General features: G+C 72.8%; 17 protein-coding genes and 1 riboswitch. Of the genes, 13 read left to right on the plus strand and 4 right to left on the minus strand.

All coding sequences use genetic code 11. The features are described 5' to 3' along the window. Positions 1-9: 9 nt before the first annotated feature. From ACGF3I_RS10705 to ACGF3I_RS10715, 3 genes are all read left to right on the plus strand, one after another. Entirely contained in the window at positions 10-885 is an 876-nt protein-coding gene (locus ACGF3I_RS10705) for a carbohydrate ABC transporter permease (RefSeq protein WP_393130296.1), read from the plus strand. 107 nt (positions 886-992) lie between these two features. Further along, positions 993-2,564 (plus strand): alpha-amylase family glycosyl hydrolase, encoded by a 1,572-nt coding sequence (locus ACGF3I_RS10710; RefSeq protein WP_393130298.1) that lies wholly within the window; start codon positions 993-995, stop codon positions 2,562-2,564. Positions 2,565-2,619: 55 nt separating this feature from the next. Then, the gene (locus ACGF3I_RS10715) at positions 2,620-5,085 is read left to right on the plus strand and encodes a discoidin domain-containing protein (protein WP_393130300.1); all 2,466 of its coding nucleotides are present in this window, start codon (positions 2,620-2,622) and stop codon (positions 5,083-5,085) included. A 9-nt stretch (positions 5,086-5,094) separates the two neighbouring features. On the opposite strand, the gene ACGF3I_RS10720 is transcribed toward ACGF3I_RS10715, so the two are convergent. Then, positions 5,095-6,327 carry a citrate/2-methylcitrate synthase gene (locus ACGF3I_RS10720; RefSeq protein WP_393130301.1) on the minus strand — a complete coding sequence of 411 codons (1,233 nt, stop codon included), beginning with the start codon at positions 6,325-6,327 and terminating at the stop codon, positions 5,095-5,097. A gap of 108 nt (positions 6,328-6,435) precedes the next feature. Here ACGF3I_RS10720 and ACGF3I_RS10725 point away from each other — a divergent pair, with 108 nt between their 5' ends. Beyond that, entirely contained in the window at positions 6,436-7,593 is a 1,158-nt protein-coding gene (locus ACGF3I_RS10725) for a citrate synthase/methylcitrate synthase (protein ID WP_393130303.1), read from the plus strand. A 12-nt stretch (positions 7,594-7,605) separates the two neighbouring features. Further along, entirely contained in the window at positions 7,606-8,775 is a 1,170-nt protein-coding gene (locus ACGF3I_RS10730; RefSeq protein ID WP_393130305.1) for a CobW family GTP-binding protein, read from the plus strand. Positions 8,776-8,829: 54 nt separating this feature from the next. On the opposite strand, the gene ACGF3I_RS10735 is transcribed toward ACGF3I_RS10730, so the two are convergent. After that, positions 8,830-11,289 (minus strand): DNA topoisomerase (ATP-hydrolyzing) subunit A, encoded by a 2,460-nt coding sequence (locus ACGF3I_RS10735; protein ID WP_393130307.1) that lies wholly within the window; start codon positions 11,287-11,289, stop codon positions 8,830-8,832. A 199-nt stretch (positions 11,290-11,488) separates the two neighbouring features. Here ACGF3I_RS10735 and ACGF3I_RS10740 point away from each other — a divergent pair, with 199 nt between their 5' ends. From ACGF3I_RS10740 to ACGF3I_RS10755, 4 genes are all read left to right on the plus strand, one after another. Continuing rightward, complete coding sequence (locus tag ACGF3I_RS10740; RefSeq protein WP_393130309.1) at positions 11,489-12,835, plus strand: M16 family metallopeptidase; 1,347 nt, start codon at positions 11,489-11,491, stop codon at positions 12,833-12,835. A 17-nt stretch (positions 12,836-12,852) separates the two neighbouring features. Further along, positions 12,853-14,217 carry a M16 family metallopeptidase gene (locus tag ACGF3I_RS10745; RefSeq protein ID WP_393130618.1) on the plus strand — a complete coding sequence of 455 codons (1,365 nt, stop codon included), beginning with the start codon at positions 12,853-12,855 and terminating at the stop codon, positions 14,215-14,217. Between the two features lie 223 nt (positions 14,218-14,440). Beyond that, positions 14,441-14,601: riboswitch (cyclic di-AMP (ydaO/yuaA leader) on the plus strand. 13 nt (positions 14,602-14,614) lie between these two features. After that, complete coding sequence (locus tag ACGF3I_RS10750) at positions 14,615-15,379, plus strand: M23 family metallopeptidase (RefSeq protein WP_393130311.1); 765 nt, start codon at positions 14,615-14,617, stop codon at positions 15,377-15,379. A 171-nt stretch (positions 15,380-15,550) separates the two neighbouring features. Beyond that, the gene (locus ACGF3I_RS10755) at positions 15,551-16,225 is read left to right on the plus strand and encodes a GntR family transcriptional regulator (protein ID WP_393130313.1); all 675 of its coding nucleotides are present in this window, start codon (positions 15,551-15,553) and stop codon (positions 16,223-16,225) included. Between the two features lie 485 nt (positions 16,226-16,710). Here the strand turns inward: ACGF3I_RS10755 and ACGF3I_RS10760 are convergent, their stop codons facing one another. Beyond that, a complete protein-coding gene (locus ACGF3I_RS10760) occupies positions 16,711-16,992 on the minus strand; it encodes an HPr family phosphocarrier protein (RefSeq protein WP_100575907.1) in 282 nt (93 codons plus the stop codon). A gap of 152 nt (positions 16,993-17,144) precedes the next feature. Between ACGF3I_RS10760 and ACGF3I_RS10765 the strand changes: the two genes are divergently transcribed. The 4 genes from ACGF3I_RS10765 to ACGF3I_RS10780 are packed head-to-tail and all read left to right on the plus strand — an operon-like array spanning position 17,145 to position 22,755. Beyond that, positions 17,145-20,240, plus strand: a complete 3,096-nt coding sequence (locus ACGF3I_RS10765; protein ID WP_393130316.1) for a GNAT family N-acetyltransferase — start codon at positions 17,145-17,147, stop codon at positions 20,238-20,240. A gap of 38 nt (positions 20,241-20,278) precedes the next feature. Then, positions 20,279-20,866 (plus strand): DUF5998 family protein, encoded by a 588-nt coding sequence (locus ACGF3I_RS10770; RefSeq protein WP_053725537.1) that lies wholly within the window; start codon positions 20,279-20,281, stop codon positions 20,864-20,866. Then, the gene (locus tag ACGF3I_RS10775; RefSeq protein ID WP_393130318.1) at positions 20,866-22,053 is read left to right on the plus strand and encodes an alkaline phosphatase family protein; all 1,188 of its coding nucleotides are present in this window, start codon (positions 20,866-20,868) and stop codon (positions 22,051-22,053) included. Before ACGF3I_RS10770 ends, ACGF3I_RS10775 begins: the two co-directional genes overlap by 1 nt. A 39-nt stretch (positions 22,054-22,092) precedes the next feature. Next, the gene (locus ACGF3I_RS10780) at positions 22,093-22,755 is read left to right on the plus strand and encodes a thymidine kinase (RefSeq protein ID WP_393130320.1); all 663 of its coding nucleotides are present in this window, start codon (positions 22,093-22,095) and stop codon (positions 22,753-22,755) included. Between the two features lie 87 nt (positions 22,756-22,842). On the opposite strand, the gene ACGF3I_RS10785 is transcribed toward ACGF3I_RS10780, so the two are convergent. Beyond that, on the minus strand, positions 22,843-23,277 hold the full coding sequence (locus ACGF3I_RS10785) for a hypothetical protein (RefSeq protein WP_393130322.1): 435 nt from the start codon (positions 23,275-23,277) through the stop codon (positions 22,843-22,845). Positions 23,278-23,414: the final 137 nt, after the last annotated feature.

Genomic DNA, 23,414 nt, shown 5'->3' on the forward strand with positions numbered 1-23,414 from the left:
GGGGGACCCATGTCGACCCGCACGCTCATCTCACCGGCCACCCTCGGCCGCACCCGGGGCAAGGTCGTCTACTGGACCGTGTTCACCCTGGTGATGGTCCTGTTCACGCTCGTCTTCATCGGGCCGCTGTACTGGATGGCCGTCAACGGGCTCAAGTCCACCGAGGAGTTCACCCGGATCCCGCCCACCCTGGTGCCGCACGGCGTGCACACCGAGAACCTCAGCGGCGCCTGGCGCGTGATGGACTTCGCCCGCCTGCTGCTCAACACCCTCTGGTACGCCTTCGGGGCGCTCGCCTTCCAGCTCGTCCTGGACGTCGCCGCCGCCTACTCGCTGTCCAAGCTGCGGCCGGTGTTCGGCAAGGCGATCCTCGCGATGATGCTGGCCACCCTGATGATCCCGGCCGCCGTGCTCGTGGTGCCGCAGTACCTGACGGTGCTCGACGTGCCCGTCTTCCGGCGGAACCTGCTGAACACGCCCTGGGCGATCTGGCTGCCGTCCGTCACCAACGCCTTCAACATCTTCCTGCTCAAGCGGTTCTTCGACTCGATCCCGCGCGAACTCCTGGACGCCGCCTCCATCGACGGCGCGTCCCCGCTGCGGACCCTGCGCTCGGTGGTGCTCCCCATCTCGCGGCCGATCCTCGGCGTGGTCTCCATCTTCGCGGTGATCGGCGTGTGGAAGGACTTCCTCTGGCCGATGCTGACCCTGCCCGACCCCACCAAACAGACCCTGAACGTGGGGATCTACTCGCTCGCCCAGGGCGTGCCCGAGAACTGGCTCACGGCCGCCCTCGCCATGGCGTCGGTCCCCACCCTCCTCATCTTCATCGTGTTCCAGCGCAACATCATGAGCGGCCTGACCGCGGGCGGCCTCAAGGGCTGACGCGCCCCGCACCCGCCCCTCCCGCACTCCGCCGCCGGCCCCATCCACCACGCCCCGCTGACCGACGGGGCCGGCGGCGGGATCCCACCTGCCCGAAAGGACCTCCCGTGGCAGCCCACGAAAGCGACGACTGGTGGCGCTCGGCAGCCATCTACCAGGTGTACGTACGCAGCTTCGCCGACGGTGACGGCGACGGCACCGGCGATCTCGCGGGCGTCCGGGCCAAGCTGCCCCACCTCGCCGAACTGGGCGTCGACGCCCTGTGGTTCACGCCCTGGTACCTGTCCCCGCTCGCCGACGGCGGGTACGACGTGGCCGACTACCGCACCATCGACCCCGCCTTCGGCACCCTGGCCGAGGCCGAGAAGCTGATCGTCGAGGCCCGCGCCCTGGGCATCCGCACCATCGTCGACATCGTGCCCAACCACATCTCCGACCAGCACCCCTGGTTCCGGGCGGCGCTGGCCGCCGGGCCCGGCAGCCCCGAACGGGAGCTCTTCCACTTCCGGCCCGGCCGCGGCGAGCACGGCGAACTGCCGCCCAACGCCTGGCCGTCGCAGTTCGCGGGGGAGACCTGGACCCGGGTCGAGGACGGCGAGTGGTACCTCCATCTGTTCACCCCCCAGCAGCCCGACCTCAACTGGGCCCACCCCGCGGTGCGCCGCGAACACGAGGACGTGCTGCGGTTCTGGTTCGAGCGGGGCGTGTCGGGCGTCCGCATCGACTCGGCGGCGCTGCTCGCCAAGGACCCCGCACTGCCCGACGTCGCCGAGGGGACCGGCCCCCACCCCTACATCGACCGCGACGAGCTGCACGACATCTACCGCTCCTGGCGCCGGGTGGCCGACGCGTACGGAGGGGTGTTCGTGGGCGAGGTGTGGCTGCCCGACAGCGAACGCTTCGCCCGTTACCTGCGCCCCGACGAACTGCACACCGCCTTCAACTTCAGCTTCCTCGCCTGCCCCTGGGACGCGGCCCGGCTGCGCGCCGCCATCGACGACACCCTCGCCGAGCACGCCCCGGTCGGCGCGCCCGCCACCTGGGTCCTGTGCAACCACGACGTGACCCGCACGGTCACCCGCTACGGCCGCGAGGACACCGGCTTCGACTTCGCCGCCAAACGCTTCGGCACCCCCACCGACCTGGCGCTCGGCACCCGCCGCGCCCGCGCCGCCGCCCTGCTCTCGCTCGCCCTGCCCGGCTCGGTCTACCTCTACCAGGGCGAGGAACTGGGCCTGCCCGAGGCCGACATCCCCCTCGACCGGATCCAGGACCCGATGCACTTCCGCTCCGGCGGGGTGGACCCCGGCCGGGACGGCTGCCGCGTGCCGCTGCCCTGGACCGCCGAGCCGTGGACCGACCCCTGGCTGCCGCAGCCCGCCGACTGGGGCCGGTACGCCGCCGACCGCCAGGGCGGCGACCCGTCCTCCATGCTGTCCCTCTACCGCCGCGCCCTGCTCCTTCGACGCACCCAACAGGGCTTCGGCGACGGCACGTTGACCTGGCTCGAAGCCCCGGACGAGGTGCTCGCCTTCGCCCGCGAGGGCGGTCTGCTCTGTCTGGTCAACCTCGGCACCGAGCCGGTGCCCCTGCCGCGCCACCGCGCGCTGCTCCTCGCGAGCGGCCCGACGGACGGCGGCCTGCTTCCCCAGGACACGGCGGTCTGGCTCCGCGCCTGACCGCCGTCCGCCCCATCCCCGCTCCCACCCCCACTCCGGAAGGACTGTCATGCGCATGTTCAGTTCCGCGATCGGTGCCGCACCCCAGGAGCCCCCACCCCCACCACCGCACCGGCCCTTCGGGCGCGCCGGATCCGCGGGGCGGGCCGCCGCCGCGGTCGCGGCCCTCGCCTGTGTCGTGGCGCTCGGCGCGGTCGGGATCGGCGGCGGGGCCCGTGCCTCGGCGGCCGTACCGGCGCCACTGTCGCCGCTCGCGGTGGCGGGACGCGGCGCCACCGTGCCGTTCACCGAGCTGGAGGCGGAGGCCGCGGCCACCAACGGCACGGTCATCGGCCCCGACCGCACCTACACCACCCTGCCGTCCGAGGCCTCGGGCCGCAGCGCCGTGAAGCTGAGCGGGGCGGGGCAGTACGTCGAGTTCACCCTCACCAAGCCGGCCAACGCCGTCGACATCCGCTACAGCATCCCCGACAGCGCGGCCGGCACCGGCATCAGCGCGCCGGTCGAGCTCAGCTCCGGCGGAACGAGGCTGAAGGACCTCACGTTCACCTCCAAGTACGGCTGGTTCTACGGGAGTTACCCCTTCCAGAACCAGCCCGGCGACAAGCCGCACCACTTCTACGACGAGACCCGCACCCTCCTGGGCACGACCCTGCCCGCGGGGGCCAAGGTCCGCGTCACCCTGCCCTCCACCGGCGCGACGCCCTGGGCGGTGGTGGACCTCGCCGACTTCGAGCTCGTCCCCGACCCCGTGCCCCGGCCCGCCGGATCGCTGACGGTGACGGACTTCGGCGCGGACGCGAGCGGCGCGGGCGACTCCACCGCCGCCTTCCAGCAGGCGGTCGACGCCGGGAAGGCGCAGGGCAAGGAGGTCTACATCCCCTCGGGCACCTTCAGGCTCAGCGACCACGTGGTGGTGGACCAGGTGACGCTGCGCGGCGCGGGCCCCTGGTACTCGGTCCTCACCGGCCGCAGCTCGACCGACCGCACCCGGGCCGCCGGCATCTACGGCAAGTACGTGAGCGGGGGCGGCTACAAGGGCGGCATCCGCCCCTACGAGGCGGGCGGCCCGAGCCGCGACGTCACGCTCCGGGACTTCGCGCTGATCGGCGAGATCACCGAGCGGGTGGACGAGGACCAGGTCAACGGGATCGGCGGCGCGCTCAGCCACTCCACCGTCGACAACATATGGCTCCAGCACACCAAGGTCGGGGCATGGATGGACGGCCCCATGGACGACTTCCACATCAAGAACAGCCGGATCCTCGACCAGACGGCGGACGGCGTCAACTTCCACTGGGGAGTGACCCATTCCTCGGTCGAGAACACCTTCCTGCGCAACACCGGTGACGACGGACTCGCCCTGTGGTCGGACACCGTGCCCGACGCCGGCGACACGTTCAGGAACAACACCGTGGTGGCGCCCGTCCTCGCCAACAACATCGCCCTGTACGGCGGGACGGGCAACGCGGCCACCGACAACGTGGTCGCCGACACCGTGACCAACGGCGGCGGCCTGCACGTCGGCAACCGCTTCGACGGCGTCAACCCGGGCAGCGGCACCGATGTGCGGGGCACCGTCACCCTGGCCCGCAACACCACCCTCCGGGCCGGCAACGCCGACCTCGGCTGGCCGTTCCCGATCGGGGCGGTCTGGTTCGACTCCCGCAACAGCCCCCTGGACAAGGCGACGGTCAACGTCACCGACACCGACATCCTGGACAGCTCCTACGCCGCGATCCACTTCGTGTCCGGCACCACCAAGGGCGTCAACTTCAACAACGTGAACATCGACGGCACCGGCACCTTCGCCCTGCAGTTCAACGACCCGGCCCAGCTCAGCATGACCGGTGTCACCGCGAAGCACCTGGGCTTCGCCGAGCCGGTCTACAGCTGCCTCGGCGGCAACCTCGCGCTCAGCCAGGGCGCGGGCAACTCCGGCTGGAACGGCAAGCTGCCCGCCACCTACTGCGGCGAGTGGCCGAAGCCCAACTACGACCACGGCGGCAGCACGACCCCGCCGAGCAGCTCGCCGCCGAGCAGCCCGCCGCCCAGCAGCCCGCCGCCGAGCAGCCCGCCGCCGAGCAGCCCCCCGGCCGACCCCGACCTCGCCAAGGGCCGCCCGGTCACCGAGACCTCGCACACCCAGGTCTACGACGCGGCCAAGGCCGTGGACGGTGACGCCACCAGCTACTGGGAGAGCGCCAACAACGCGTTCCCGCAGTCGATCACGGTGGACCTCGGATCGGTGCGGGCCGTGGGGCGGCTGGTCCTGAAGCTGCCGCCCGCCACCGCCTGGGGCGCCCGCACCCAGACGCTCTCGGTGCTCGGCAGCGCCGACGGCGGTGCGTACGGACAGCTCGTCGCGAGCCGCGGGTACAACTTCGACCCGGCCACCGGCAACCAGGTCGCCATCGCCCTGCCCGCCGGTACCAGTACCCGGTACCTGAGGCTCACCGTCACCGCCAACACGGGCTGGCCCGCCGCCCAGTTCAGCGAGTTCGAGGCGTACGCGCCCTGACGGGCGGCCTCAGGAAGGCAGGGGGCGCGGTGGCCGGGGGCCGGTGTAGTGACCGCTCGGACGCATCCGCAGGGGACGCTCGGCGTACTCCTCCAGGGCGTGTGCGATCCATCCGGCCGTGCGGGCCACCGCGAACACCGTCTCGCCGGCCTCGGCGGGCATGCCGAACGTGACGCTCATGACCGCGAGCGCCAGATCGACATTGGCGTGCAGCTCGGTGTGGCGGGCCGTCGTCCGCACGACGTCCCGCGCCGCCGCCAGCGCGCGCGAGGCCTGGGGAACGGCGTCCAGGAGCGCGAACAGGGCCTGGGCGCGGGGGTCCTCGCCCTCGTAGAGCCGGTGTCCGAGGCCCGGCACGCGCCGCCCCGAGCGCAGATGATCGGCGACGACCGGGGCGGCGCCGCCGCGTTCGACGACCTCGGTCAGCGTGCGGTGCGCGAGCCCGCTCGCCGCGCCGTGCAGCGGCCCCTCCAGGGCGCCGAGCCCGGCAGAGACCACCGCGTAGGGGTGGGCGCGCGCCGAGGCCGCGACCCGGGCCGCCAGCGTCGAGGCCGCCAGGTCGTGGTCGACGAGCAGCGCGAGTGCCGTGTCCAGCAAGGCAATCGACCGCTCGTCGGGCAGCTGCGGCGTCAGGCGCTGCCACAGCTGCCAGGCCGTACGCCCGGCGCCCCGGTGCTTCGTGCCGGCCGCGGGCAGCGCGCCGACCAGGGTCGGGATCAGCATGCGGCCGCAGCCGAGCACCGCCTGCGGGTCGAGGTCGAAGCGCAGCGGGTCGGCGGCCGAGACCGCGACGGCCGCGGCCCGCAGCCGGTCCATGGCCCCGCTGTGGGCGGGCAGGGCGCCGACCGCGCGCCGCGCGGCGTCCAGGAAGGGCTCCGGCGCGGTGAAGCGGGCGCCCCGGCTCAGCTCCCCGGTCCACAGCCATTCCGCGACCTCTTCGAAGCCGTAGGCGGTGGCGAGTTCGACCGCGTCGACCCCGCGGAAGTAGTAGTGGTCCTTCTCGATCAGGGTGAGGGCGGTACGGAACGTCAGCTCGCCCGCCGCGCCGCCGGTGCCGGGCTCGCGGCGGCCGGCGCGCCGGGCCAGCGCCTCGACCTCGCGCGCGTCGAACGTGGAGCCCCGCCCGCCCGGGGCGCGCTCACTGCTCAGCTGGCCGCGGCTGACATAGGCGTAGACCGTCTCCGGCTTCACGCCGAGCAGCTGGGCCGCCTCGCGGGTGGTGAGCCGTGCCTGATCACTCATGGGGTCACCGTATCCGTCGCGAACTCATATTGATTCAATCAACATTGACAGCGGTTGAGTCAATCATAGACAGTCAAGTCAATAGGGAGATCTGAAGGAGGCAGCCACATGGCCGGCACCACCACCGCCCCCGCCGCGGTACCCCGCGGGCTCGCGGGCGTCGTCGTCACGGACACCGCACTCGGAGACGTCCGGGGCCGCGAGGGCTTCTACCACTACCGCCAGTACTCGGCCGTCGAGCTCGCCCGCAGCCGCACCTTCGAGGACGTCTGGCATCTGATGTTCCACGGGAAGTTGCCCGGTCCGACGGAGCGCGCCGCGTTCGCCGCCCGCACCGCGGCCCTGCGTCACCTGCCGGACGGGGTGCGCGAGGCCCTGCCCGGCATCGCCCGCACCGGCGCCCCGTCGGGCCCGCTCGCCGGACTGCGCACCGCGCTGTCCCTGCTCGGCGCGGCCCGCGGCTTCCGCCCCGTGTACGACCTCGACGCCGAGCGGCGCGCCGAGGACGCGCTCGCCGCGTGCGCCGCCGTGCCCACGCTGCTCACCGCCCTCCACCGGCTCGGCCAGGGGCTCGACCCCGTCGAGCCGCGCGACGACCTGCCGTACGCCGCGAACTACCTCTACATGCTGACCGGCCGCGAGGCGCCGCCCGAGCACGTCCGGGCCGTCGAGCGGTATCTGATCTCCACCGTCGACCACGGCTTCAACGCCTCCACCTTCACCGCCCGCGTCGTCGCCTCCACCGGCGCCGACCTGGCCGCGAGCCTGGTCGCCGCCGTCGGCGCGCTCTCCGGGCCGCTGCACGGCGGCGCCCCCAGCCGGGCCCTGGACACCCTCGACGCCATCGGCACCCCCGACCGGATCGACGGCTGGATCCGCGAACGGGTCCTGGCGGGCGAGCGGATCATGGGCTTCGGGCACCCGGTCTACCGCACCGAGGATCCGCGTTCGCGCATGCTGCGGGAGATCGCGGAGGACTTCGGCGGGCCGCTCGTCTCCTTCGCCGTGGAGGTCGAGCGCCAGGTCGAGGCGATCCTGGCCGAGCTGAAGCCCGGCCGTGAACTGCACACCAACGTGGAGTTCTACGCCGGCGTGGTCATGGAGCTGTGCGGGCTTCCCCGTCAGATGTTCACGCCCACCTTCTGCGCGGCCCGGGTGGTCGGCTGGAGCGCCAATATCCTGGAGCAGTCGGCGGACTCGAAGATCATTCGCCCGGCGGCCCGCTACGTCGGTCCGCCCCCGCCGCAGCCGGTACCCGCAGTCTGAGAAAGGCCCCAGGTGAGCAGCCCGAGCAAGCAGATCCCCGTCATCGTCCTCACGGGCTTCCTCGGCTCGGGCAAGACCACCTTGCTCAACCATCTGCTGCGGGCCTCGCGCGGCACCCGGATCGGCGCGGTCGTCAACGACTTCGGCTCCATCGAGATCGACGCCATGACGGTGGCGGGCCGGCTCGGCGACTCCACCGTCTCGCTCGGCAACGGCTGTCTGTGCTGCGCCGTGGACGCGAGCGAACTCGACGTCTACCTCGACCGGCTGACCCGGCCCGCCGCCCGGCTCGACGTCGTCGTCATCGAGGCGAGCGGCCTCGCCGAACCGCAGGAACTCGTCAAGATGGTGCTCGCCAGCGAGAACCCGCGGGTGGTGTACGGGGGACTGGTGGAGGTGGTGGACGCGGCGGAGTACGACGCGACGCGGCAGCGCCACCCCGAGATCGAACGGCACCTGGCCATCGCCGACCTGGTGGTGCTCAACAAGGCGGACCGGGCGGCCGCGGCGGACCTGGCCCGGCTGCGGGCCTCGCTCACCACGCCCGCCGCGGTGGTCGAGGCCGCGTACGGCAGGGTCGACCCGGAGCTCTTCTTCGACCCGAAACCCGTCACCGAACGGATCGGCCAGCTCGCCTTCGACGACCTCCTGGACGACGGGACGTCCGGCGGCTGCGCCGAGGACCACGACCACCACGCCGGCTGCCACGGGCACCCGGCGCATTTGCACACCGGCTACGAGTCCCTGGCCTTCACCTCGGACGTGCCCCTGGACCCGCGCGCCCTGATGGCCTTCCTCGACACCCGCCCCGACGGCCTCTACCGCATCAAGGGCTTCGTCGACTTCGGCGCGGCCGACCCCCGCAACCGCTACAGCCTGCACGCGGTGGGCCGGTTCCTGCGCTTCTTCCCCGAACCGTGGACCGCCGGGCAGCCGCGCCGCACCGAACTCGTCCTGATCGGCGCGGGCATCGACGCGCCCGCCCTCAAGGACCAGCTCGCCGGCTGCGTGAGCGCCGACCCGGACGAGGTGCCCGCCGAACACGCGATGTGGGGCGTCCTGCGCTATGTGCCGGAGCCGGAGCCGGAGCCGGAGCGGGAACCCGAGCCGGAGCGGGAACCCGAGCCGGAGCGGGAACCCGAGCCCGGGCCCGGCCCCGAGCCCGGCCCCGAGCCCGAATAGGCCGGGGAGTTCGGTGAACTCCCCGGCCCGCTCGGCTAGTCGGCGCCTCGCCCGTTACGAGGCCGGCCCCGAAAGGACCGCCACCGGCGACGGCAGCGGCGTGCCCGAGCCGTCGCGGCGCGGGTCGGCCTTCGGGAGCTGGGCCGGCGCGCCGTTGGCCTGCGCCGCCCGGGCCGGCGCCGGGCCCGCCCAGGCGAGGACCAGGACGTCCTCCCCCTTGAGGAACCGCTGGCAGCGCACCCCGCCGGTGGCCCGGCCCTTGCGCGGGTACTGGTCGAAGGGGGTCAGCTTCGCGGACACCGCGGTGTCCCCGAGCAGGGTGTCCCGCGACCCGGCGACCGTGAACACCGTCGCGTCCCCGGCCGGATCGACGGCCGTGAACGAGATGACCTTGGCGCCGTCGGTCAGCTTGATGCCGGCCATGCCGCCCGCCGGCCTGCCCTGGGGGCGCACCTGGCTCGCCTGGTAGCGCAGCAACTGGGCGTCGTCGGTGATGAAGACCAGGTCCTCCTCGCCGGTGCGCAGCTCGGTCGCGCCCACGACGCGGTCACCGTCCTTGAGGGTGATGACCTCCAACTCGTCCTTGTTCGCCGGGTAGTCGGGCACCACGCGCTTGACGACGCCCTGCTCGGTGCCGAGCGCGAGGCCCGGCGAGGACTCGTCGAGCGTGGTCAGACACACCACCGACTCGTCCGGTTCGAGCGAGGAGAGGAACTCCGAGACCGGGGCGCCGCCCGACAGGTTGGGCGCGGAGGCCGTGTCCGGCAGCTGCGGCAGGTCGATCACCGCGAGGCGCAGCAGCCGCCCGGCGGACGTCACCACGCCCACGTCGCCCCGCTGGGTGGCGGCCACCGCCGAGACGATCACGTCGTGCTTGACGCGCTTGTCGTCCTCACCCGGCACGAACCGGTCGGCGTTCGCCGTACGGGCGAGCAGGCCCGTGGAGGAGAGCAGCACCCGGCACGGGTCGTCGGCGACCTGGAGGGCCGCGGCCACCGGGGCGCCCGCCGACTCCAGGAGCACGGTGCGGCGGTCGGTGCTGAACTTCTTGGCGACCGCGGCCAGTTCGGCCGAGACCAGCTTGCGCAGCTCCGCGTCCGAATCCAGGATCCCGGTCAGCTCGTCGATCTCGCCCGTCAGCCGGTCGCGCTCGCTCTCCAGCTCGATCCGGTCGAACCGGGTGAGCCGGCGCAGCGGCGTGTCCAGGATGTACTGCGTCTGGATCTCGCTCAGCGAGAAGTGCTCGATGAGCCGCTCCTTCGCCTGCGCCGAGTTGTCACTCGACCGGATGATCCTGATGACCTCGTCGATGTCGACCAGCGCGACGAGCAGGCCCTCGACCAGGTGCAACCGGTCGCGGCGCTTGGTGCGGCGGAACTCGCTGCGCCGGCGCACCACGTCGAAGCGGTGGTCGAGGTAGACCTCCAGCAGCTCCTTGAGCCCGAGCGTGAGCGGCTGCCCGTCCACCAGGGCCACGTTGTTGATGCCGAAGGACTCCTCCATCGGCGTCAGCTTGTAGAGCTGTTCCAGAACGGCCTCGGGCACGAAGCCGTTCTTGATCTCGATGACCAGGCGCAGACCGTGCGAACGGTCCGTCAGGTCCTTCACGTCGGCGATGCCCTGGAGCTTCTTCGCGCCGACCAGGTCCTTGATCTTGGAGATGACCTTCTCCGGGCCGACCGTGAACGGCAGCTCGGTGACGACCAGGCCCTTGCGGCGCGCCGTCACGTTCTCCACCGAGACGGTGGCCCGGATCTTGAAGGTGCCGCGGCCCGACTCGTACGCGTCCTTGATGCCCTGCAGACCCACGATCCGCCCGCCCGTCGGCAGGTCGGGGCCCGGCACGAAGCGCATCAGCGCCTCCAGGTCCGCCTGCGGATGGCGGATCAGATGGCGGGCGGCGGCGATGACCTCGCCCAGGTTGTGCGGCGGCATGTTGGTGGCCATGCCGACCGCGATCCCGGACGAGCCGTTGACCAGCAGGTTCGGATACGCGGCCGGCAGGGCCACCGGCTCCTGCTCCTGGCCGTCGTAGTTGGAGGCGAAGTCGACCGTGTCCTCGTCGATCGACTCCGTCATCAGCGAGGTGGCGTCGGCCATCTTGCACTCGGTGTACCGCATCGCGGCCGGCGGGTCGTCGTTGCCCAGCGAGCCGAAGTTGCCGTGGCCGTTGACCAGCGGCAGCCGCATCGAGAACGGCTGCGCCATGCGCACCAGGGCGTCGTAGATCGAGGCGTCGCCGTGCGGGTGCAGCTTGCCCATCACCTCGCCGACGACCCGGGCGCACTTCACATAGCCGCGGTCGGGGCGCAGGCCCATCTCGTTCATCTGGTAGACGATGCGGCGCTGGACGGGCTTCATGCCGTCCCGCGCGTCCGGCAGGGCCCGCGAGTAGATCACGGAGTACGCGTACTCGAGGAAGGAGCCCTGCATCTCGTCGACGACGTCGATGTCGAGGATCCGCTCCTCGAAGTCGTCGGGCGGCGGCGGGGTCTTCGTGCTGCGGCGGGCCATCGCGGCTGCTGCTCCTTCACGTACCGGTCGGGTCTGGATCCGACCATTGTGGACCGTCCCACTGACAACGCCGACCGCGACCCGGGAACTTCGCCAGGTGCCCGCGCGCTTGCATACAGTGGCAGGACTTCAGCACGCAGGGCTTCCTCCGCCAGTACTTCACACAGCGGTACTGCACATCGCGAACGAAGGGACGTACATGCCCATGGGTCACACGGCCACAGCGCAGGCCGCCTCCGGCGGTCTGACGGCGACTGAGCACCGGCTGGCCAATGGCCTGCGCGTGGTGCTCTCCGAGGACCACCTGACCCCGGTCGCCGCGGTGTGCCTCTGGTACGACGTCGGCTCGCGCCACGAGGTCAAGGGCCGCACCGGCCTCGCCCACCTCTTCGAGCACCTCATGTTCCAGGGCTCCCAGCAGGTGCACGGCAACGGCCACTTCGAGCTGGTGCAGGGGGCGGGCGGTTCGCTGAACGGCACCACCAGCTTCGAGCGCACCAACTACTTCGAGACCATGCCCGCCCACCAGGTGGAGCTCGCGCTCTGGCTGGAGGCCGACCGCATGGGCTCGCTGCTCGCCGCGCTGGACGAGCAGTCCATGGAAAACCAGCGCGACGTCGTCAAGAACGAGCGCCGCCAGCGCTACGACAACGTGCCCTACGGCACCGCCTTCGAGAAGCTGACCGCGCTCGCCTACCCCGAGGGCCACCCCTACCACCACACCCCGATCGGCTCGATGGCCGACCTGGACGCGGCGACCCTGGACGACGCGCGGCAGTTCTTCCGCACGTACTACGCGCCCAACAACGCGGTGCTCTCCGTCGTCGGCGACATCGACCCCGAGCAGACGCTGGCCTGGGTGGAGAAGTACTTCGGGTCGATCCCCGGGCACGACGGCAAGCAGCCGCCGCGCGACGGCACGCTGCCCGACACCATCGGCGGCCAGCTGCGCGAGGTCGTCGAGGAGGACGTCCCGGCGCGCGCCCTGATGGCCGCCTACCGGCTGCCGCACGACGGCACCCGCGAGGCCGACGCGGCCGACCTGGCGCTGACCGTCCTCGGCGGCGGCGAGTCGTCCCGGCTGCACAACCGCCTGGTCCGCAGGGACCGCAGCGCGGTGGCGGCCGGCTTCGGCCTGCTGCGTCTGGCGGGCGCGCCCTCGCTCGGCTGGCTGGACGTCAAGACGTCCGCCGGCGTCGAGGTCGGCGCGATCGAGAGCGCGGTCGACGAGGAGCTCGCCCGGTTCGCCGCCGAGGGCCCGACCGCGGAGGAGATGGAGCGCGCTCAGGCCCAGTTGGAGCGCGAATGGCTCGACCGCCTGGGCACCGTGGCCGGCCGCGCCGACGAACTGTGCCGCTACGCCGTCCTGTTCGGGGACCCGCAGCTGGCCCTGACCGCCGTCGACCGCGTCCTGGAGATCACCGCCGACGAGGTCAAGGCGGTGGCCGCGGCGAAACTGCGCCCGGACAACCGGGCGGTCCTGGTGTACGAGCCCACCGCGGCCTCCGAGGCGGGCACCGAAGAGGAAGAAGGGGCGGGCCTGTGACGGACGCTGTCGTGACCATGGAGTTCCACCCGCAGCCGACCGCCGGCACCCCCACCCCGTGGGCCTTCCCGGCCCCCGAGCGCGGCACGCTGGCCAACGGCATGACCGTGCTGCGCTGCCACCGGCCCGGACAGCAGGTCGTGGCCGTCGAGATCTTCCTCGCGGCGCCCCTGGACGCCGAGCCGGAGGGCCTCGACGGCGTCGCCACGATCATGGCGAGGGCGCTGACCGAGGGCACCGACAAGCACTCGGCCGAGGAGTTCGCCGCCGAGCTGGAGCGCTGCGGCGCCACCCTCGACGCGCACGCCGACCACCCCGGCGTCCGGGTCTCCCTCGAAGTCCCCGTCTCCCGGCTCCCCAAGGCGCTCTCGCTGCTCGCCGAGGCGCTGCGGGCCCCCGCGTTCGCCGACGCCGAGATCGAGCGCCTGGTGGCCAACCGGCTCGACGAGATCCCGCACGAGCAGGCCAACCCGGCCCGCCGCGCGGCCAAGCAGCTCTCCAAGGAGCTCTTCCCGGCCGCCGCCCGCATCTCCCGGCCCCGCCAGGGCACCGAGGAGACCGTCGCCGCCATCGACGCGGCAGCGGTGCGCGCCTTCTACGACGCGCACGTGCGCCCCGCCACGACCGTCACCGTCGTGGTCGGCGACCTCGCGGGCACCGACCTGGACGCGATCCTCGCGGAGACCCTGGGCGACTGGAGCGGCGACACCGCCGAGCCGCGCCCCGTCCCGCCGATCACCGCCGACGACACCGGCCGGGTCGTCATCGTGGACCGGCCCGGCGCCGTCCAGACCCAGCTGCTCATCGGCCGCATCGGTCCCGACCGCCACGACCGCGTCTGGGCGGCCCAGGTGCTCGGCACGTACTGCCTGGGCGGCACCCTGACCTCCCGTCTGGACCGGGTGCTGCGCGAGGAGAAGGGCTACACGTACGGCGTGCGCTCCTTCGGCCAGGTGCTGCGCTCGGGGCCCGACGGCGGCGCCGCGATGCTGGCCATCAGCGGCTCGGTCGACACCCCCAACACCGGTCCCGCCCTCGACGACCTGTGGAAGGTGCTGCGCACCCTGGCCGCCGAGGGCCTCACGGACGCCGAGCGCGAGACGGCCGTGCAGAACCTGGTGGGCGTCGCCCCGCTCAAGTACGAGACGGCGGCGGCCGTCGCGGGCACGCTGGCCGACCAGGTCGAGCAGTTCCTGCCGGACGACTACCAGGCCCAGCTCTACGCCCAGCTCGCCGAGACCGGCACCGTGGAGGCGACGGCCGCGGTCGTCAACGCCTTCCCGGCCGACCGGCTGGTGACGGTCCTGGTGGGCGACGCGGCGCAGATCGCCGAGCCGGTGCGGGCGCTCGGCATCGGTGAAGTGAGCGTCGTCACCGGCTGATTGGGGCCGCGGGAGCCCGTCGGGGCGCCCGGGCCGGACAGGACGAAGGGGACCCCGGTGGCGGATGCGCCGCCGGGGTCCTCCCGTATGTCCGGTTTATTGGGGAGGTTGCCTGTCTGTCATGTGGCGTGCGCTACAAAAAGTGGCGTCTGTTTGGTGATTGAAAGATCAGCCGTTTAGCGTCAGTCCCGCTGTCCGTCTCGACCGTCGCAGCCGCGGCACCGGACAGTGATCGCCGAGTCCCCGTACGGCGCGAGCCAGGGGAGCCGGGGACCCATTCAGTCCCTGGGGTGAATCGGACGCCTCCGCCCGCGGAGGAGCCCGTAGGAGACCTTCCTGCTCCGAACCCGTCAGCTAACCCGGTAGGCGAGATGGAAGGAAAGGACACCGCCACTTCATGGCGTTCACCCGTGCCACCGGGAAGCATCGCGCGCCCAGCCGTATGACGCGCCGCAGCGCGAACATCGCGGGCATCGCCACCCTCGCCACCGCCGGCGTCGTGGGCACCCTCGCCTCCCCGGCCGTCGCCGCCCCGGCCCCCGCGACCGACACTGGTCTGACCCAGGCCATCGTCATCGGCGACTCCCTCGCCGATCAGCTCGGCGCCCAGGCCGACGCGCAGAAGCAGGCCGCCGTGAAGGCCGAGGCGAAGGCCGCGGCCGAGGCCGCCGCCAAGCGCGCGGCCGAGCAGCGCGTCAAGGAGGCCCGCGAGGCCAGGGAGCGCGCCGCACGCGAGGCCGAGCGCAAGCGCCTCAACAGCTTCGTCGCGCCGATCTCCGGCAGCTATGTGTCCACCGGCTACAAGACCGGCGGATCCCTGTGGTCCTCCGGCAGCCACACCGGCATCGACTTCCACGCGGGGATCGGCACCTCGGTGCACGCCGTGGGTCTGGGCACCGTGGTCGAGGCCGGCGACGGTGGCGCCTACGGCAACAACATCGTCATCCGGATGCACGACGGCACCTACACGCAGTACGGCCACCTCTCGGTCATCCAGGTCTCCGTCGGTCAGACCGTGGAGCCGGGCCAGCAGATCGCCCTCTCGGGCAACACCGGCAACACCACCGGCCCGCACCTCCACTTCGAGGCCCGCACCGGCCCGGACTACGGCTCGGACATCGACCCGATCGCCTACCTGCGCTCGCACGGCGTCACCGTCTGACGCGTCCCCCGCGCACACCGAAGGCCCCCGGCACGCCGCCGGGGGCCTTCGCGTTGGCCGGAAGGTATTCCTCGCCCGGATCCGTCATCCGGAATTAACACGGGCTGCCCTAAAGTCACCGGACCAGGCGTCGGACGACCGCCCTTCGCGGATTCAAGACGGAGGTTCGCCATGCGTATTCCCGCGCATTCGGTATGCACGGCCATACGCGACGACATCGTCGCGGGAGTGCACGAACGGGGCGTCCGGCTCACCGAGGAACTCCTGGCCCGCCGTTACGGCGTCTCGCGCGTACCGGTCCGCGAGGCCCTGCGCACGCTGGAGTCGGAGGGGTTCGTGACCACCCGCAGGCACGCCGGCGCCTGGGTGGCCGAGCCGAGCGAGACGGAGGCGGCCGATCTCCTCGAACTGCGCGCCCTGCTGGAGCCGTTGGCCGCCGCGCGGGCGGCCCGCCGGCGCACCGCGGCTCAACTCAAGGTCCTGCACGGCCTGGTGAGGCTGGGTCAGGAACGGGTGCGGCGCGGCCAGGAGGAGGATCTGCGGTCCCTCGACGGCTGGTTCCACGAGACCCTCGCCCAGGCCTGCGCCAGCCCCGGCCTCATCGCCCTGCTCACCCAGCTGCGGCACAAGACCGCGTGGATGTACGCCGTGGAGGTGGGGGAACCCCGCGAGACGTGGGCCGAGCGCGGCGCCCTCACCGACGCGGTCACCCGCGGCGACGCCGAACGGGCCCGAGCCCTCGCGGCCCGGCACGCCGAACGGTCCTTTTCGGCCCACCGGCTGCGCCCCGCACCGGCCGTGAGGACTTCGCAACACGACGACAACACGGCGGACGCCCGCGTTTGACGTGCCGGCCGTATACGAAGAAAAGAGCAGAGCCCGAGCGACCGTGGCCCCAGGGAATTCAGCGGCCCACTTTTCGGAATGCGGCGGCGCCGGCCGCTTCCGCTCAAGAACGAAAATGTCGTCCCGCAGAGACGGCCGAGGTTTTGGAGCGAGCACGGTCCGCGGGCGGGAGGGGGTTTTGGGGGCGCGGGGAACGGCGCGAGCAGCGCCCACGGCCCGCGGGCGAAAGGGGGTTTAAGGGGCGCGGGGAACGGCGCGAGCAGCGAGCACGGTCCGCGGGCGAGAGCGGGTTCGAGGGGCGCGGGGAACGGCGCAAGAAGCGACCACGGCCCGCAGACGGCCGAGGTCTTGGGGGGGGAGGCTCCCGAACGCCCCGGGAGGGCGCAAAAGACAGAAGGACCGCCGGGCCCAGACGGGCCCCGCGGTCCCCCGTGGAGACGCGGTCCTGACACCGACCAGACCCCGAGGGCCCGCCCGGAGCGGGATCAGACGGTCTCGGGAAGCTCCTCAAGACCTTCGGCGACCAGCTTGGCCAGCCGGTCGAGCGCGGCGTCCGCACCCTCGGCGTCGGAGGCCAGCACGATCTCCTCGCCGCCCTGCGCACCCAGGCCGAGCACCGCGAGCATGGACGCGGCGTTGACCGGGTTGCCGTCGGCCTTGGCGATGGTCATGGGGACTCCGGCAGCCGTGGCGGCACGGACGAAGATGGACGCGGGGCGGGCGTGCAGGCCCTCGGCCCAGCCGACGTTGACGCGGCGCTCAGCCATGGTGTTGCCCTTCGAAATCTCTGACGGTTGTCTAGACCAGTCTCTCATGCGGTGCGCGGTGCTCGTACCGACCTTGGGCCCGGACGCGCCGCCGATCGGCCCCCCTCACCTTGCCCCGGCCCGTACCGCCCCGCGACCCGTACGCTTTCGGTATGACGACGGCGTCCGACCCCGCGTACCCCGCTCACTGGGAGGCCGACGTGGTGCTGCGCGACGGCGGCACCGCGCGCATCAGGCCCATCACCACCGAGGACGCCGAGCGTCTCGTCTCGTTCTACGAACTGGTCTCGGACGAGTCGAAGTACTACCGCTTCTTCGCGCCCTACCCGCGCCTGTCCGCCAAGGACGTCCACCGCTTCACCCATCACGACTACGTCGACCGGGTGGGCCTGGCCGCGACCATCGGCGGAGAGTTCATCGCGACCGTCCGCTACGACCGGATCAATGCCCAGGGCCGGCCCGCCTCCGCCCCCGCCGACGAGGCCGAGGTCGCCTTCCTCGTCCAGGACGCCCACCAGGGCCGGGGCGTCGCCTCCACCCTGCTCGAACACATCGCGGCGGTCGCCCGTGAGCGCGGGATCAGGCGGTTCGCCGCCGAGGTGCTGCCCGCCAACAGCAAAATGATCAAGGTGTTCACGGACGCCGGCTATCAGCAGAAGCGCTCCTTCGAGGACGGCTCGGTCCGCCTCACCCTCGATCTGGAGCCCACCGCCGAGTCCCTCGCCGTGCAGCGCGCCCGCGAGCACCGCGCCGAGGCCCGCTCGGTGCAGCGCCTCCTGGCCCCCGGCTCGGTCGCGGTCATCGGCGCGGGGCGCGGGCCCGGCGGCGTCGGCCGCGCGGTGCTGCGCAACGTCCTGGACGCCGGATTCACCGGGCGCACGTACGCGGTGAACAAGGCGCTCGGCCCGGGCCGGCACGAGATCGAGGGCGTGCCCGCGTACGCCGGCGTCGGCGCGATCGGCGAACCCGTCGACCTCGCCGTCATCGCGGTGCCCGCCGAACGGGTGCCGGAGGCCGTCGCCGACTGCGGCGAGCACGGCGTCCAGAGCCTGGTGGTGCTCGCGGCCGAGTACGCGGAGAGCGGCGAGCGGGGCCGCGAGCGCCAGCGCGCCCTGGTCCGCCAGGCCCGCTCGTACGGGATGCGGCTGATCGGGCCCAACGCGTTCGGCATCATCAACACCGCCGAGGGGGTGCGCCTGAACGCCTCGCTCGCCCCCGAGGCGCCGCCCGCGGGGCGCATCGGCCTGTTCACCCAGTCGGGCGCGATCGGCATCGCGCTCCTGTCCGGTCTGTACCGGCGCGGCGCGGGCCTGTCCACGTTCATCTCGTCGGGCAACCGCGCCGACCTCTCCGGCAACGACTTCCTGCAGTACTGGTACGAGGACCCCGCCACCGACGTGGTGCTCCTGTACCTCGAATCCATCGGCAACCCGCGGAAGTTCACCCGCCTCGCAAGGCGCACGGCCGCCGCCAAGCCCGTCGTGGTCGTCAAGGGCGCCCGGCACAGCGGCACCACCCCGCCGGGCCACGCCGTCCCGGTGACGCGGGTGCCGGACGCCACCGTCTCGGCGCTGCTGCGCCAGGCGGGGGTCATCCTGGTCGGCACGGTCACCGAGCTCGTGGACGCCGGCCTGCTGCTCGCGGGCCAGCCGCTGCCGGCCGGGCCGAGGGTGGCGATCCTCGGCAACTCCGAATCGCTCGGTCTGCTCACCTACGACGCCTGCCTGACCGAGGGGCTGCGTCCGCTGCGGCCCCTCGACCTGACCACGGGGGCGACCCCGGCGGACTTCCGCGCGGCCCTCGCCGCCGCCCTCGCCGACGACGCGTGCGACGCGGTGGTGGTCACCGCGATCCCCTGGGTGGGCGAGAACGGGGCGATGGAGTCCGGCGACGGGCAGGTCCTCGCGGACGCCCTGCGCGAGGCGGCGGCGACGGCCCCGGCGAAGCCGGTCGCGGTGGTCCACGTGGAGATCGGCGGCCTCGCGGAGGCGCTGTCGGCCGCCGCCAGAACGGTGACCCGCAGCGCGCCCCAGCCGCCCGGCCCCACCCCTTCGGCTCGTGAGGAGCGGGAGCCCGGGGGCACCCCCGCCCCCGCCGACGGGTCGCCGGCCCCCGAGCCCCGGCCGCCCGTGACGTCCTTCGGCGCCTCGGCCGGCGGGTCTTCCGGCGGGCCGGGCGAGCGCGCCTCGGCCGGCGGGTCTTCCGGCGGGCCGAGCGAGCGCGCCTCGGCCGGCGGATCGGCCCGCGGATCCATCGGCGTCCCCGCCGACGGGCCGGGCGCAGGGACGCGCGTCACCCCAGCGGGCGGGCCGCCGCCGGGGCCCGCCGACACCCCTTCCGCCGGCCCGGGCGCCGACCCCGCGGCGCCCCGCGAGGCCTCCCGCATCCCCGCCTACCCCGCCGCCGAGCGGGCCGTCCGCGCGCTGGCCGAGGCCGTCCGCTACGCGCGCTGGCGCCGCGAGGCCGCCGAGCCCGGCCGGGCGGGGGAGTACGACGACATCGACGAGGCGGGGGCCGCCGCCCTGATCGAACGCCTCCTCGGCCCCGCCCCCGACCCCCGGGGCCTGACCCTCGCCGCCCCGGACGCCGAGGAACTGCTCGGCCGCTACGGCATCCCCGTGCGCCGCGCACTGCCCGCGCCCGACCCGGCGAGCGCCGCCGAAGCCGCCCGCCGGCTCGGCTACCCGGTCGCCCTCAAGACCACCGCCCCGCACCTGCGCCACCGCCCCGACCTCGGCGGCGTACGCCTCGACCTCGCCGACGAGCACCAACTCGCCCGCGCCTACGCCGAATTGACCGCGAGCCTCGGCAGGCCCGAGGAGCTGAGGCCGGTCGTGCAGGCCATGGTGGCGCGCGGGGTGGACACGGTGGTGCGCGCCTCGATCGACTCCGCGGTCGGCGCGGTGCTGTCCTTCGGCCTCGCGGGCGCCGCCTCCGAACTGCTCGGCGACACCGCGCACCGGCTCATTCCGGCCACCGACCGTGACGCCTCCGAGCTGCTGCGGTCCATCAGGACGGCCCCGCTCCTGTTCGGCTGGCGCGGCTCGGCGCCGGTCGACACCGCCGCCCTCGAAGAACTGCTGCTGCGGGTGTCGCGCCTGGTCGACGACCATCCCGAGGTGGTCGCGGTGGGCCTTGAGCCCGTCATCGTCGCCCAGCGGGGCCTGTCCGTGCTCGACGCGACCGTGCGCCTGGCCCCCGCCCCGCCCCGCACCGACCTGGGCCCCCGGCGCCTGCCCAGCTACTGAGGGCCGTCGGCCCTCGGCGGCAGCTTAAGATGGACCCCATGGCGAAGACCGGTACGACGACCCAGGGGCTCCGCGCGGCGATCGAGCGCAGCGGCTACTACCCGGCCCTCGTGGCCGAGGCGGTGGAGGCCGCTGTCGGCGGGGAGCCGATCGCGTCGTACCTGGTGCACCAGGAGACGACGTTCGACGCCAACGAGGTGCGCCGCCATGTGACGGTCCTCGTGCTCACGGACAACCGTTTCATCGTCAGCCACACCGACGAGCAGAACGCGGACACGAGTTCCCCCACGCCGTACGCCACCACCTCCACGGAGTCGGTGAAGCTCGGCCGGATCTCCTCGGTCGTGGTGAGCCGGGTGGTCGCCAACCCCGAGTCGTACACGCCGGGCACCCTGCCCCGCGAGGTCGTCCTGACCATCGGCTGGGGCGCGGTCGCCCGGATCGACCTGGAGCCCGCCGCCTGCGGCGACCCCAACTGCGACGCCGACCACGGCTACACCGGGAACTCGACGGCCGACGACCTGAGCCTGCGCGTCAGCGAGGCCGGCGACGGCCCCGACACCGTCCGCCAGACCCTGGCCTTCGCCCAGGCGCTGTCCGAGGCGACCGCGGCGACCGGCCGCTGATGGCCCAGCCCGCCTGGCAGGACCCCGAGCCCCTCGCCTTGGACACCGCTCCCGTCCCCGAGTACGGCACCGGCTCGCTCGCCGATCTGCTGCCCACCCTCGCGGCCGGGCAGGGCGTACCCGGCTGCGAGCAGCGGATCGCGGAGCTGACCCCGGCCGACCGCAACTGCGTCTTCCTGATCGACGGCCTCGGCTGGGAGCAGATCGGGGCCCACCCCGACGAGGCGCCCTATCTGCACTCCCTGCTCGCCACCTCGCGCGGCGGCACCGGGCGGCCCATCACGGCCGGCTTCCCGGCCACCACCGCGACCTCGCTCGCCTCGGTCGGCACCGGCCTGGCGCCCGGCGAGCACGGGCTGCCCGGCTACACCGTGCGCAACCCGGACACCGACGAGCTGATGAACCAGCTCCGCTGGAAACCCTGGAGCGACCCGCACGTCTGGCAGCCCTACCCCACCGTCTTCCAGCTGGCCGACCGGGCCGGAGTACACACCGCGCAGGCGTCGTCGCCGGACTTCGAGCACACCCCGCTCACCCGGATCGCGCTCAGCGGCGGCACCTTCCGCGGCAAGCTCACCGGCGAGGACCGCATGGACCTCGCGGCGGCCCAACTCGCCGCGGGTGACCGCTCGTTGGTCTACACGTACTACTCCGAGGTGGACGGCAAGGGCCACCGCTTCGGCGTCGACTCGGACGCCTGGCGCGGCCAGCTGATGTACGTCGACCGGCTCGCCCAGCGCCTGGCCGAACAGCTCCCGCCGCGCGCGGCCCTGTACATCACCGCCGACCACGGCATGATCGACATCCCCTTCGACGAGCAGTCCCGCATCGACTTCGACGAGGACTGGGAACTGCGCGCCGGCGTGGCCCTGCTCGGCGGCGAGGGCCGGGCCCGCCACGTCTACGCGGTGCCGGGCGCCGCCGCCGACGTGCTGACCTGCTGGCGCGAGGTGCTCGGCGAGCAGTTCTGGGTGGCGGGCCGCGACGAGGCGATCGCCGCCGGCTGGTTCGGCCCCCGGATCGACGAGCGGGTGTACGGCCGGATCGGCGACGTGGTGGCCGCGGCCCGCGACGACGTCGTCATCACCGCCTCGCGGCGCGAGCCCCACGAGTCCCTGATGGTCGGCAACCACGGCTCGATGACCCCGGTGGAACAGCTCGTACCGCTCCTCGAAGTACGCTCGTAACCACCCCCCTCCCCAGACCTGAAAGGCCGTCAACCTCCCATGCCCGAGCTGGTGTTCTTCTCCGGAACGATGGACTGCGGAAAGAGCACCCTCGCTCTTCAGATCGAGCACAACCGCTCCGCGCGCGGGCTCCAGGGCATGATCTTCACGCGGGACGACCGGGCGGGCGCGGGCAAGCTGTCGTCCCGGCTCGGCCTGGTGACCGACGCGGTGGAGGCCGCCGACGGCTTCGACTTCTACGCACATCTCGTCGCCCACCTGTCCAAGGGCGGGCGCTGCGACTACGTCATCGCGGACGAGGCCCAGTTCCTCGCGCCCGAGCAGATCGACCAGCTCGCCCGGGTGGTGGACGACCTCGAACTCGACGTCTTCGCCTTCGGCATCACCACCGACTTCCGCTCCAAGCTCTTCCCCGGCTCGCAGCGGCTCGTCGAACTCGCGGACCGGGTCGAGGTGCTCCAGGTCGAGGCGCTGTGCTGGTGCGGCGCCCGGGCCACGCACAACGCCCGCACCATCGGCGGCCGGATGGTCGTCGAGGGCGCCCAGGTCGTCGTCGGCGACGTCAACCAGGCGGCGGACGAGATCGGTTACGAGGTCCTGTGCCGGCGCCACCACCGCCGCCGCATGACGGCCGCCGCGGCCCGCGCCGCCGCCCTCTCCCCGGACGTACTCCCGGTCGACGCCGAGGCCGCCCGAGGCTGACGATCACTCCCACGGCTTCCGGCGCATCCGTAACCCCTGAGCCACCCGTGGTTGGTCGCGACTGCGCGGGTGGCTCAGCGCAGGCGTTCACGCGCCGAGGAATTCGCGGACTCCGGCCAGCGGGTCGTGCCCGTTCTCCTCGGCGTACTGGCGGCGTCGTGCATCGACCTTTTCGGGATGTGCCTGGCAGCAGTAGTCCCAGAAGTCGACCAGCACGCGGAACGCGTCGTCGAGGGCGAATTCACCCTGGACGTGCTCGACGAAGTGGTTCTCCACTCGCACGCCCTGTGGGCTGATGGTGGCGGTGTGCGCGTTTCCGTCCATATCCTCCGGCGTGAAGCCCGGGTCGGCCTTGGCCTCGGCCACCAGGTCGATCGCCTCCAGGATGGAAAGCGGCGAGAGCTGGATGTCGGCCGTCACCCACTGTCCCAGGACACTCAGCTCGTCAGGACCGGAGAAGAACGGCACCCTGAACTGGTTCGTAACGTAGTACTGAGTGCGGATCACTGCTGTGTTGGTCATGCATCCCTACATTGCCTGTGATCAGTCCCGTTTTGTTATCCAATTCGATGGTCTTCGGGACTGTCGCCATGTGACGGTTGAGGTCACGGCTGCCGGGTCGGAGATGCTATCCGGTGCCCCTCGGGTTGCCGTTGCCA

Origin of the sequence: Streptomyces sp. NPDC048111, assembly GCF_043202815.1 — a bacterium.
Classification (GTDB): domain Bacteria; phylum Actinomycetota; class Actinomycetes; order Streptomycetales; family Streptomycetaceae; genus Streptomyces.